At 37.1% G+C, this 12,548-nt stretch carries 11 protein-coding genes; 4 read left to right on the top strand and 7 right to left on the bottom strand.

Going from position 1 to position 12,548, the window contains the following annotated elements:
- Positions 1–218: 218 nt before the first annotated feature.
- Positions 219–1,346, bottom strand: coding sequence for a DUF917 domain-containing protein (locus ACESM9_RS01640; RefSeq protein ID WP_372994627.1), 1,128 nt, complete (start codon positions 1,344–1,346; stop codon positions 219–221).
- 367 nt (positions 1,347–1,713) lie between these two features.
- Here ACESM9_RS01640 and ACESM9_RS01635 point away from each other — a divergent pair, with 367 nt between their 5' ends.
- From ACESM9_RS01635 to ACESM9_RS01620, 4 genes are all read left to right on the top strand, one after another.
- The gene (locus tag ACESM9_RS01635) at positions 1,714–2,499 is read left to right on the top strand and encodes an IclR family transcriptional regulator (RefSeq protein ID WP_372994625.1); all 786 of its coding nucleotides are present in this window, start codon (positions 1,714–1,716) and stop codon (positions 2,497–2,499) included.
- Between the two features lie 225 nt (positions 2,500–2,724).
- Positions 2,725–3,366: a bifunctional 4-hydroxy-2-oxoglutarate aldolase/2-dehydro-3-deoxy-phosphogluconate aldolase gene (locus ACESM9_RS01630; RefSeq protein ID WP_372994623.1), complete on the top strand. Its 642-nt coding sequence runs from the start codon at positions 2,725–2,727 to the stop codon at positions 3,364–3,366.
- Positions 3,367–3,377: 11 nt separating this feature from the next.
- Positions 3,378–4,400, top strand: a complete 1,023-nt coding sequence (locus ACESM9_RS01625; protein ID WP_372994621.1) for a PfkB family carbohydrate kinase — start codon at positions 3,378–3,380, stop codon at positions 4,398–4,400.
- 34 nt (positions 4,401–4,434) lie between these two features.
- Entirely contained in the window at positions 4,435–4,812 is a 378-nt protein-coding gene (locus ACESM9_RS01620; protein ID WP_372994619.1) for a VOC family protein, read from the top strand.
- Positions 4,813–4,921: 109 nt separating this feature from the next.
- On the opposite strand, the gene rpoN is transcribed toward ACESM9_RS01620, so the two are convergent.
- The 6 genes from rpoN to grdD all read right to left on the bottom strand — a co-directional run bounded on the left by rpoN (position 4,922) and on the right by grdD (position 12,539).
- The gene (gene rpoN, locus ACESM9_RS01615; RefSeq protein ID WP_372994617.1) at positions 4,922–6,325 is read right to left on the bottom strand and encodes an RNA polymerase factor sigma-54; all 1,404 of its coding nucleotides are present in this window, start codon (positions 6,323–6,325) and stop codon (positions 4,922–4,924) included.
- 132 nt (positions 6,326–6,457) lie between these two features.
- Positions 6,458–7,339 (bottom strand): ABC transporter permease, encoded by an 882-nt coding sequence (locus ACESM9_RS01610; RefSeq protein ID WP_372994615.1) that lies wholly within the window; start codon positions 7,337–7,339, stop codon positions 6,458–6,460.
- Position 7,340: 1 nt separating this feature from the next.
- On the bottom strand, positions 7,341–8,453 hold the full coding sequence (locus tag ACESM9_RS01605) for an ABC transporter permease (RefSeq protein WP_372994613.1): 1,113 nt from the start codon (positions 8,451–8,453) through the stop codon (positions 7,341–7,343).
- 12 nt (positions 8,454–8,465) lie between these two features.
- The gene (locus ACESM9_RS01600; RefSeq protein WP_372994611.1) at positions 8,466–9,986 is read right to left on the bottom strand and encodes an ABC transporter ATP-binding protein; all 1,521 of its coding nucleotides are present in this window, start codon (positions 9,984–9,986) and stop codon (positions 8,466–8,468) included.
- 115 nt (positions 9,987–10,101) lie between these two features.
- A complete protein-coding gene (locus ACESM9_RS01595; protein ID WP_372994609.1) occupies positions 10,102–11,166 on the bottom strand; it encodes a BMP family protein in 1,065 nt (354 codons plus the stop codon).
- 194 nt (positions 11,167–11,360) lie between these two features.
- The gene (gene grdD / locus ACESM9_RS01590; RefSeq protein ID WP_372994607.1) at positions 11,361–12,539 is read right to left on the bottom strand and encodes a glycine/sarcosine/betaine reductase complex component C subunit alpha; all 1,179 of its coding nucleotides are present in this window, start codon (positions 12,537–12,539) and stop codon (positions 11,361–11,363) included.
- Between the last annotated feature and the right edge of the window lie 9 nt (positions 12,540–12,548).

Below are 12,548 nucleotides of genomic sequence, written 5' to 3'. Positions count from 1 at the left end.
TCTAAGGAAGCTTTTCCTATTCTTGCGAAAAAGTTGGCTTGTCCAAAGTTGTTTATTCCGACTTTAAAAACTTTTTCATCAGCTTCTTCCTGACCTTTTTGCCTCTTCAGGCTTGCTTCCGGAACACCCGCTTAATATTAAGCTCAGTACCATCAAACAGCTTAATAGAATTAAAAGTTTTTTCTTCATAACATTTACCCTCCACTTTATATTTAAACTTACTTGTTCAATTGTTCAAATGGGACATATTCTAATTCTGGGTATCCATATCGTGCTCCACCAAAAGCTTTTTTACCTGCCTCTGTTTTCATGCAATATCTAAGTCTATCATGGCAAGGTAAACCAACCAAGGATATTTTCATTCCTTCTTTTATACCAGAGCTCATTACTCCAATACCACTTTCTGTATAAAACATGCAAACTAAATCAGGGAATATGGATTTTATCTCTCCATCCACCCATACAGCCATTACTTCATTCTTTATTACCAGCTTGGCCTTTTTGCTTACAAAATCATTGGCTCCATCCAAAGTTACATTGGTAAGGTAGAAACCTCCCTTATCCTCTCCTACAACCTCTGTAACAACTCCTTCAAATAATTTCAAGCCCTTTTCTTTTTCTACGAACTCTGCCACTGGGTCAATGCCTTTTCGTTGGGCTTCTATAATCAGTTTTCCAATACGTATTGAATTAGATATTGCTCCTGGTATGCAGCTTTTTTTCAATTCTGCACCGGACATAGCATAGTGAGCATTACCACCCATGCCTCCACCCTTTGTTACAACAAATCTGCCTATTTCGTCGGCATAAGTTGAATCATTAGCGTTCATAACTACTATAGTATTTCCTTTATTATCCACTAAAGGCATTGGGTTTAATGATATTCCATGTCCTATAAAGCTTGTCATCTGAGTTTCCGGCGCTGATCTTCCCACTGCATCGGCATTTATAACAGGTATTCCCATTCTTGCAGCTAGAGTCATAATAACAGGGGTATTCAAGCCTCCGGCTTCAAAAGGTATTATGTAATCTATCTTTCTGCCTTTAATCTTCTCCATCTCTCTAAAAGCCTTCATCAAAATGAATTCTTTCTCCCATGATTCAACTATTTCATCATAGCTCATGTATTCTAAGGCTTTTACTGACCCCATAATTCCTCCACTGCATACAAAAGCGTCATCTTCAACATCCTCAGGATCAATAATGTTGTAAACTCTTCCCTTATTGAAGTCATTTTCGATTATTTTTCTTCCCCATTCAGGATCCCCACCACCACCGGTTCCGTATATCCCAAAACCGATTAGCATGGCATCAACATCATTTTTGTCTAAAATCCAACGTGCCAAGATTTCTTTACCTCCCTCCAAATGATAAATCAACTTACTTGTTTTCTGTGGCTTATAGCACCCCCCTACTTTAAAATAGTATTAGCAGGTTATGTTTCATATTACAAAACATTGTTTTAAAATGTTATGATACCCTATATAATTCGATATCATCTCAATAATTCCTTCTTTTTGAATTATTAAAAAATTAAATTAATTGTTTAATATTTAACATTTTTTATTTGTATTGAATGCCAATACTTATGGCTTTTTATCAATTTAAGGATAATATTCTCTATTTCAGAATAACATTGATTATGCTATAATATTAAATCAAGCAGGGAAATGTTTACATATTATGTGATTGTTAAACGAAAGGATGTTGTCTATGGCACAAAATAATAATTCCGTTCAATCCCTAGACAGAGCAATAATGCTGCTAGAAGAGCTTGCTATGCACCAAGACGGCTGTGGCATTACACGTTTATCAAGTTTAACAGGACTTCATAAAAGTACGGTTCATAGGATTTTAAATACACTTATGGCAAAAGGCTATATTGAAAAAAATCCTGAAACAGAAAAATATTCTTTAGGAATGAGATTTCTTTATCTTAGTAGTGCAATACTAGACCAAATGGATATTAGAAAAGTTGCAAAACCCCTGTTAGAAAAACTTTGCTCTAATACAGGCGAAGTGGTTCATTTGTCTATTCTAGATAATGGTGAAGCAGTATATATTGACAAAGTGGAAAATCCCCATAAAAGCATAAGAATGTATTCCCAAATTGGCAAAAGAGTTCCACTTCATTGTACGGGAGCAGGCAAGATTCTTATCGCTTGGCTTCCGGATAAAGATGTGGAAGCAATTTTAAGGAAAAATGGTATGGAGCCTTTTACTTCAAAAACCATAACAGATATAGAGACAATGAAGGAACATCTAAAATCAATAAGAAAAATGGGATATGCCTTTGACGAGATGGAACATGAAGAAGGCATCAGATGTGTGGCAGCACCTATATATGACATTAACGGTAAAGTAGTAGCTTCTGTGAGTGTCTCTGGACCTGTACTGCATGTTACAAAAGAAAGAATGCCTGAACTTACCGAAGAAGTCATAAAAACTGCCAAGGAAATCTCTTATCATTTAGGTTATAGAAAAAAGACTTCTTTATAAAATAAATATTTTCAAAAATTAAGAAAAATTTTAAAAAAAGAAGGACTTTTAATAATTAAATAGAATTGTTATATTGTGAATAGCAGCACAATGTTTCATATTATAAAACAACATAATTATTAAAAGTCATCTCTTTTTTTGGACTATATTCGAAACAATGTTTCATAATGTAAAACTAATACCTCTGTTTTGATTCACAGGGATATTAATGAGGGAGGCAGTTCAATGAAAAGAATTGAAACTATAAAAAGAATAGCAGATTTAGGTATTGTTGCTGTAGTGAGAACAGAAACAAAAGAGCAGGGCATTAGAATTGTAGATGCAATAAAAAAAGGTGGAATCAAAGCCATTGAAGTAACTATGACAGTACCAGGTGCCTTAGACATAATTAAAGAGATATCTGAAGCCTATAAAAATGAAGATGTAATAATCGGTGCAGGTACCGTACTTGATCCTGAAAGTGCAAGGGCATGCATGTTAGCGGGAGCCCAATATATAATAAGCCCTAATTTAAACATTGAAACCTTAAAAATATGTAATCGCTACAGAGTTCCGTCATTTCCTGGCGTTATGACAGTGAAAGAGGCTCTGGAAGCCATGGAATATGGGGCTGAAATTTTGAAGCTATTCCCAGGCAGCGCTTTTGGACCATCAATAATCAAAGCCTTCAAAGGTCCTCTTCCTTATGCCAACTTCATGCCTACAGGTGGAGTAGACATTGATAATGTTAAAGATTGGTTTGAAGCAGGAGCAGTAGCAATTGCAACCGGTAGCAATTTGACTAAGGGAGCAAAAACCGGAAATTATGAATTAGTAACAGAAACAGCAAGAAAATTTGTTGAAGAAGTAGCTAAATATAAAAAATAGGAGGTAATCTTATGGGTAAGTTTGTGACATTTGGGGAAATAATGCTGAGACTATCCCCTATTGGTTATGAAAGATTTGTTCAAGCAAGGCAGTTTAATGTTTTTTTTGCAGGTGGAGAAGCTAATGTAGCTGCCTCTCTGGCAAACTACGGCAAAGATAGCTATTATGTAACAAAGCTTCCTGCTCATGAAATAGGACAGGCTGCCATAAACGAAATGAGACGCTTCGGTATAAAGACGGATTATGTAGTACGAGGCGGTGACAGAATTGGTGTATATTACTGTGAAAGAGGTGCTTCTCAAAGACCTTCGAAAGTTATATATGATAGAGCAGCTTCTTCTATAGCCGAAGCTAAAAGAGAAGATTTTGATTGGAAGAAGATATTTGAAGGAGCCGAATGGTTCCACTTTACAGGGATAACACCTGCATTATCTGATAATTGCGTTGATATCACACTTGATGCATTAAAAGCTGCAAAAGAGGCTGGCATACCAATAAGTGTTGATCTAAACTATAGAAAGAAGTTATGGACTACTGAAAAAGCAGGAAAAGTTATGAGTGAACTTGTGAAATACTGTGATGTATTAATCGCTAATGAAGAGGATGCAGAAAAGGTATTTGGAATAAAAGCTGAAAAGACAGATGTGACAGAAGGCAAGTTATCTGATGAAGGCTATATGGCGGTAGCAAAAGAGCTACATGATAGATTCAATCTAAAATATGTCGCTATAACTTTAAGAGAAAGCTATTCGGCTTCCAATAACGGTTGGTCAGGCATGCTCTACGATGGCAAAAATTATTATAAATCAAAGAAATATGATATACATATCGTAGACCGTGTTGGTGGTGGAGATTCCTTCTGTGGCGGTCTCATCTATGGACTTTCCTCCGGCATGGACAACCAGTCGGCTGTAGAGTTTGCAGCTGCTGCTTCTTGCTTAAAACATACCATTGAAGGCGACTTCAATATGATGTCTGTAGATGAAGTCATGACCTTAATGAAAGGTGATGCTTCAGGCAGAGTGCAAAGATAACAGTAAAATACTTTGTAAAAGAGGTAGATAATTTATGTTATATTTAGAGCATGTAGGTATCTGTGCCAAAGATACAAAAAGCCTAAAAGATTGGTATGTGAAATATTTCAATTTAGAAATCGTATACGATAATAAAAAAGAAAATCCCACTTTCATATTAAAGTTTAAAGACGGAGGAATGCTGGAAATATATGCTGCAGAATCTTTTAATACCACATGTGATAATAAACACCAAGGTATTAGACACCTTGCTTTTGCCACTGATGATATAGAAGGGGAATATGAAAGATTAAAACATGAGGTATTTATCGAAAAAGAATTATCAGAAAATAATAAAGGTGTTAAAACATTTTTCCTAAGAGATTTAGAAGGTAATTTGATTCATTATATTCAAAGACCTACTTCTTTATAAAATATAATGTCATCACATCTTCTTAATGAAGTAATAAATATTAGAAGAGGGTTAGTCCCTCTTCTAATATTTTATAGTTTATCTCGTTAATGAAAGTCCTATCCTATTATTAATATCTCTTTCTTCTCGAAGAAGATGGTATTCCTATTTCATCTCTATATTTTGCCACGGTACGTCTGGATATTTTAATACCCTTTTGTGCCAGAATCTCTGCTATGGCCTGGTCGCTTATAGGTTTTGTGGTATCTTCTTCATCAATAATTGATTTTATCATCTTTTTTATGCTCTCTGAGGATATATCTTCTCCGCTTTGACTTCCTACACCGCTTTTGAAGAAGTATTTTATTTCAAAAATTCCTCTGGGAGTCTGGGCATACTTTCCGCTTATGGCTCTGCTTACTGTAGACTCATGTACCTGAACCTCATCTGCAATATCTTTTAGAGTCATGGTCTTGAGATATCTGCCGCCTTTTTCAAAAAAGTCTATTTGATAATCAATTATGGCTTTTACAACTTTGTACAATGTATTCTTTCTTTGCTCTAAACTCTTAATAAGCCACATGGCAGAGGAAAGTTTATCATTTATAAAAGACATGGTATCGGAGGACTTGTCCGCATTATTGATAATGCTTCTATAATATTTGTTCACCATAAGTTTTGAGCCGTAACTGTCATTGATGGTGATTATATATTCACCATCAATCTTATCCACAAATACATCAGGTATTATATATCTGTTCTCTGTCCCACAAAAGAAAGATCTACCAGGTTTTGGCTCCAGCCCTTTTATTATGTCGCTGTAGTCTTGCACATCCAAAACGGAAATAGACAACCTCTTAGCAATGTTTTGAAGCCTATTGGCAGCAATATCGTCCAAATGGTCTTTAATTATAGTAACAAGATTATTATCTGCCAATCCTAATGCGTTTACTTGTATCAAAAGACAATCTATAAGATTTTGTGCTCCCACGCCTAAAGGTTCAAAGGTTTGTATAATTTTTAAAACTTTTTCAACTTTTTTCTTATCAAGTGAAAGCACCTCAGATATTTGTTCAATGGAAGAAGACAGGTATCCATTATCATCTAAACTTTCAATGATATATTCACCTATTGCTCTTTCGCACTTGCTAAGCTTTAAAGCTCTCAGCTGAAATAGCAAGTGATCCTTCAATGTGTCTGAATAGCATATAAAATTCTCATAGCTTGTCTCTTGAGATTCATCTATGCCTGTATTCTCTAGACAATAACTTTTACCTTGGTATTGGAAATACTCTTTCCAATCAATTTCTTCTAATAGCTTCTTTTTCTCCTGATCATTTACATCATTGTCCTCTGTTTTTTCTTCAGGAGTATCTTCAATTAAATCAAGAACAGGGTTAGTTTCAAGCTCTTGCTTTACTAAATCTTCTAGTTCTATTGTTGGTAGCTGCAGTATTTTGAGAGCAAGCCTTAACTCAGGTGTCATAATCAATTTTTGCTGCTGCTCAAGCACCAAATCGTATCCCATCCGCATTGCTTTCACCTCACATAAAAGAGCATTTACCTTACATAAATAATTATATCATATAATTATGCTTATCCCAATAGAATTATAGCAAAAACCTTGCCAATGTTATGGTAAAAAAATAAGCCCACAATTGTGAGCTTATTTTTCTCCCTTTTCATAGGGTATTCCATCAGCTGCAGGAGCAACTGATTTTCCAACCAAACCAGAAACCGCCATCATTGTCAGTATATAAGGTAGAGCGAATAAGAATTCTTTCGGCACATCCAGGCCAAGAGACATTGATACGGTTTGAATGGCATCTGCAAAACCAAAGAACAAACATGCCAAAGCTGCACCGATGGGATGCCATTTACCGAATATTACAGCAGCAAGCGCTATGAAGCCCTTACCTGCTACCATTCCTTCCTTGAATAAGCTTATGGAGCCGATGGATAATGCCGCTCCTCCAATTGCTCCTAAGATACCGCTTAGTATCACACATATATATCTTATCATATACACATTAACTCCCAATGTGTCTGCTGCTCTAGGATGCTCTCCTACAGATCTGACCCTAAGACCAAAGGGTGTTTTATATAGTACAAAATAAGATACTACTACCAAAATAAAAGCAAGGTAGGTAAACATGTTAAAGGGTCCCCAGGGTGTAAAATAGCTTACGTTATCTGTCTGTCCCGGCTTGCCCCATATCTCAACAAGCAAGAAAGTGGTTAAGCTTGCAGCCAAAATGTTTATGGCTGTACCCACTACAACCTGATTAGCTTTAAAGTGAATGCTCAGAAAAGCCATAAGCCATCCAAACAAAGCTCCTGCAACTATTGCTCCAAGCAAGCCAAGGAAAGGTGATCCTGTAAAATAAGATACCAATACGGCGCTAAAAGCTCCTATTGTCATCATACCATCAAGACCTATGTTAACTACTCCGGATCTTTCTGAGAAAGTGCCTCCTAAGGCTGTGAATATTAGAGGGGTGGCTGATCTTATGGTGCTTCCAAATAATATAGTTATTATATCAAACATCTTACTTTACCTCCCCTTTCTTTAACTGTGCTTTGATTTCTTTGTTCTCTTTATATCTTTGTACTAATACTCTGACAAAGTTGGAGGCAACAAATAGCAGGATAATACCCTGTATGATACCGACAACCTCTTTTGGTATGCCCTCAATCTGCATCATAGGTCCACCTCTTTGTAATATACCGAATAGAAAACCGGATATTATAACGCCTATAGGGTTGTTATTACCTACCAAGGCTACTGATATTCCATCAAAGCCATACCCTGTAAGCCCAAAGAGATTGTTCACCCTATATTGTACTCCAGCTGTATGGATTCCTCCTGCAAGACCTGCAAACAGACCTGAAAAAACCATTGCCAGTACAATGTTTCGCTTTACATCTATTCCACCATACTCTGAAGCACTTGGGTTAAAACCTACTGACCTTATCTCATAACCCATCACGGTTTTATTTAGCAAATAATAAGCTGCAAAAGCAACTAATAAGGCTATAATAATGCCAATATGAAGTCTGGAATACTTGAACTGCTCGAAGCTTGATGCAAATCTCCACAGCTTAGCCGTAGGAGCTATTTCATAGGAAAAGGCTTTGCCTGGCTCATTCAAAACAGTCATAATAAGATAATTGCTAAAATTCATAGCTATATAATTCATCATGATGCTATTGATAACCTCATGAGAACCAACTTTTGCCTTTAACCAACCTACTATACCTGCCCAAATTCCCCCAGCTAAAGCACCTGCCAACAATGTTATGGTAACATGGATTATTGTAGGCAAATCCTGAAATGCCCATCCAGCCCATACAGCAGCTACACTGCCCATTATATATTGACCTTCAGCTCCTATATTAAATAAGCCGCATTTGTAAGCAAAAGCAACAGATAAACCGGTTAATATCAATGTAGTTGTAGTTACTAGTGTTTCTCCTAATTTGTTTAAATCTCCTAATGCCCCTAAAAACAATGCTTTATATGCTACTGCAGGACTATTTCCAAAAGCATATACTAAAATTGCTCCTGCAACAAATGAGACTATTATTGCAACAAGAGGGTATAGGATTTCTCTCATGGTATTCTTCAAAGTGCTTTTAAACTCATCCATCTTGTTTTCCACTTACTCCACCCCCTACTGCACATCTGACGGTTTACCGCCAGCCATCATAATTCCTAGTTCAAGTTCATTGGTGCTCTTTGCATCAACAATATCAACAATTTTGCCATCATACATTACTGCTATTCTATCTGATAAATCCATTACCTCATCCAGTTCCAATGATACTAGTAGAACTGCCTTCCCTTTGTTTCTCTGTTCAATAAGCCTTTGATGCACGAACTCTATAGCACCAACATCCAATCCTCTGGTAGGCTGGGAAGCAATAAGCAATGAAGGATCTCTGTCTAATTCTCTGGCTAGAATAAGCTTTTGCTGATTTCCCCCTGATAGTGATTTGGCAGAAACCCTTTCATTTGGTGTTCTGACATCAAATTCATTAATAAGCTTCTTGGTGTATTCTCTGATTTTTCTATAATCCAAGCCTAGACCCTTTCTGAAAGCCTGTTTTCTTTGTGAACCAAGAATACTGTTCTCATACAATGGGAAATCCAGTACTAGACCTCTTTTGTGTCTATCCTCCGGAATATAACCTAAGCCACTGTCTATTATCTCCTTTGGAGTTAAATTTGTAATATTCTTGCCATTTATCAGTATTTCACCAGCTTCAGCCTTTCTTAAGCCTGTTATTGCTTGTACCAGTTCGTTCTGTCCATTGCCATCTACTCCTGCAATACCAAGAATTTCACCGCTTCTAACTTCAAAATCTACTCCTTTTACCGCTTCCAAACCTCTATTGTCCAATGCTTTGACACCTTTTACCTGAAGCACGGGTTCCCCAAGTTTTGCTTCACCTTTTTCCACAGTCAGGCTTACCTTTCTGCCTACCATCTTTTCTGCAAGTTCTTCAATGCTTGTCTCAGAAGTTTTCAGCGTATCAATAACCTTACCTCTCCTGATTATTGTAACCTTGTCGCTCATGCTCATTACTTCCTTGAGCTTATGAGTGATGAGTATTATGGATTTACCCTGACTTACAAGACTTTTTAATATTATTCCAAGCTCCTCTATCTCCTGGGGAGTCAATACAGCTGTTGGTTCATCCAGTATCAGTATTTCAGCTCCTCTATACAGGGTTTTTAAAATTTCTACTCTCTGCTGCATACCTACAGAAATGTCTTGAACCTTTGCCCTCGGATCTACTTTTAGCTCATACTTTTTACACAATTCTTCTACATCAGAAATAGCTTTGTTCATATCTAGAGACAAACCTTTTTTGGGTTCTGCGCCCAAAACGATGTTCTCCGCCACAGTAAAGGGTGGAACCAACATAAAATGTTGGTGTACCATGCCTATACCGAGAGAAATTGCCACATTGGGATTGGTTATTCTGACTTTATTTCCTTTTACATATATTTCTCCTTCATCAGGAGTATATAGTCCATATAGTATATTCATTAATGTTGATTTTCCAGCGCCGTTTTCTCCAAGTAAAACATGTATCTCGCCTTCATTAACCGTTAAATTAACATTATCATTAGCTCTTACGCCGGGAAATGACTTACCAATACCCTTCATTTCAATAACAGCCGACAATAATTTTCCCACCTTCCTAGCACAAATATTTAATCAGGCTAAAAGTATTATACAATTAAATCAAAATAAAAGCTAGAGGCTTACGCATCTAGCTTTTATTATTTAATAGCAAATATTATTTGATTTCAACTGGTTTGAATGCTTCCAATTCCTCTCTTGTGGAAGGAACAACTATAGTACCATCGTTGATTGCTGCTTCATATTTATCAACAACTGCTGCTACTTCTGCAGAAACATTGTTTCCACCATCGCTGTAGCCAACGCCTTCTTCTTTGAGACCAAGTTCTATAGCATTAGCTGCGCCGCCTTTGAAGGCATTATCTGCATATGCTTTTATAACTGTATAAGTACCTGTGTCAACTCTCTTTATCATGCTGCAAAGAACTTTGTTCTTTGTGGATTCTGCGGACTGATCCATATCAACACCAATTGCCCAGAAGTCCTTCTCATCTGCTGCCTGAATAACGCCAATTCCGCAAGCACCGGAAGCATGGAATATAACGTCTGCACCTTGTTGATGCTGAGTCAATGCAACTTCCTTGCCTTTATCAGGGTTATCAAAAGCACCTGTGTAGTTTACTATAACCTTAGCATTAGGATTTGCTGATTTCACACCTGCTATAAAGCCAACTTCAAACTTATGGATTGTTGGGAAGTCCATACCACCTACAAAACCTACTGTATTGGTTTTTGTAGTAAGACCGGCAATAAGACCGACTAAGAAGGAACCTTCATGTTCTTTAAATGTTACTGACATAACATTTGGTTTATCAACTACTGTATCGATAACACCAAATAACTTGTCTGCATACTGATCTGCTGCAGTCTTCATTGCATCTTCAAACAAGAAACCTACAGCCAATGTTAAATCAACTGACTGAGCCATACTTCCAAGGTTTGGAGGATAGTCATCTTGTTTTGTGGATTGTAATAATTTTGGTTCAACACCGAGTTCTTGACCAGCTCTTTCAATTCCTGCCCAAGCAGAATCGTTGAAGGATTTGTCACCGATACCGCCAACATCTGTAACCATACCAAAGGAATACTTTGGTGCTTCTGGTTCTGCAGGAGTCTCAGCTGGAGTTGATTCTGCTGGAGTTTCTGCAGGTTTTGCACAGCCTGCAAATAAGCTCATAATCATAACTAGAGCTAATATTAGACTAATATTTCTTTTTGTCAATTGCATCTTCCCCCTTAATTTTTATATAAAATATGCAATATTAATTACATATTCTACACCACTTTTAAAATTCCTGCCTTATTATACTAATATTATATTGAATTACCTCTTAAATATACTTTTCAGTTAATATTATAGCATAAACAGGCAAGAAATAACCAGAACTTCCCACTCCATTCGGAGCGGGAAGTTAATTAGCAATTACAATCCAATGGTTTTTGAGTTATGAGTTTATTATCAAACAATACCTCAACTGCTTTTTCATAGTCTTCATCGGCAGTGAGAATTATAGGACCTGTACAACCCATTCCACTTTCAGAGTAAATACCTGCTTTTGCTAATGTAGCTACGGCATCTTCCAGTTCCAATATATCTACTCCTGCTATGGATTTGGTTACTACTTTTTTATCAGGCATCTTCACTTCTTCTGCATCAGCCTTTTTAACTTCTGCAGTGAGTCCCTTTAGAATGTCATCCAATCCAGCTTTTCTAGCTTTGTTGAATTCTTCCCTTGCTACTTCAGTAAGCTTTCCTTGTGCACAGGAGGCAGCGTATCTCAAAGCCTCACATACTACAGGAGCACCTGAAGCCCTTGATAATATACATATTATCTTGTCATAGCCATCTCCTACACCAGGACCATAGCCATAACCCAAGGATTCAAAGCTTCCGCCGGTAGTATAGGCTGAGAATATTTTCATCATAATATTTCCTGTCAAGGTATCTAACACCATTACATCTGAAGCTGCAGCCAAAAGGTCATTGCCTCTCATGATGCATCCTCCATCAGCTCTTACAGACTCAGAAAAGTTTATGTCGTAATCTCTCTCTTTCAGCTCTTTTAACGCTCTTTCAACCTGTCTGGCTCCGTCAACATTCAGTATGCCTACAGTAGGATTTTCATTTCCTAATGCCTTTGCAGTTATTATCCCATAAAGAGCATTTTTTACCATTCCTTCTACTCTATGAGTAGAGGAAGTGCCTGTAGTAGTAGCAAGAATCAATTCTTTACCAAAACCAGGCGTTACTACTCTACCTACCGTAGAAACACCTATAGGAAAGCTGTAGTGCATGGTGACTGCTGCATCCAATTCTCCTGCATCCAGCAGTTCATCCATTTTTTTATGCATATCTTCCTCAGAATCTACTTCAACTATTCTAAGAGAAGTATCAACTTTAGGACCGATGAGTACAATTTCAAAATCATTGTACTTTTTAGCCGCCAGTTCTGCGCCTTTAACCAGCTCTTCGGTTCCATGCTCGCTTCCAAGTGTGGTTAGTCCAACTTTAACTTTACTACCAAAGTTCCCTGTCAATATGGCGTCAGCAACTTCGTTGAATACCTCCCCTATCATGGTCCTTATATCATCCATTTTATTCAC

It is taken from the genome of Lutispora sp., from assembly GCF_041687175.1.
GTDB lineage: Bacteria > Bacillota > Clostridia > Lutisporales > Lutisporaceae > Lutispora.
The sequence above is the reverse complement of the archived record's forward strand: the minus strand, read 5'-3'. Positions and strand labels throughout refer to the sequence as shown.

Bases quoted from the DNA above. Each gene is read 5' to 3' on its own strand.
- ACESM9_RS01610 (WP_372994615.1), bottom strand. From the start codon at position 7,339: ATGTTTGATATAATAACTATATTATTTGGAAGCACCATAAGATCAGCC.
- ACESM9_RS01625 (WP_372994621.1), top strand. From the start codon at position 3,378: ATGGGTAAGTTTGTGACATTTGGGGAAATAATGCTGAGACTATCCCCT.
- ACESM9_RS01630 (WP_372994623.1), top strand. From the start codon at position 2,725: ATGAAAAGAATTGAAACTATAAAAAGAATAGCAGATTTAGGTATTGTT.
- ACESM9_RS01620 (WP_372994619.1), top strand. From the start codon at position 4,435: ATGTTATATTTAGAGCATGTAGGTATCTGTGCCAAAGATACAAAAAGC.
- ACESM9_RS01635 (WP_372994625.1), top strand. From the start codon at position 1,714: ATGGCACAAAATAATAATTCCGTTCAATCCCTAGACAGAGCAATAATG.
- grdD (WP_372994607.1), bottom strand. From the start codon at position 12,539: ATGGATGATATAAGGACCATGATAGGGGAGGTATTCAACGAAGTTGCT.
- rpoN (WP_372994617.1), bottom strand. From the start codon at position 6,325: ATGCGGATGGGATACGATTTGGTGCTTGAGCAGCAGCAAAAATTGATT.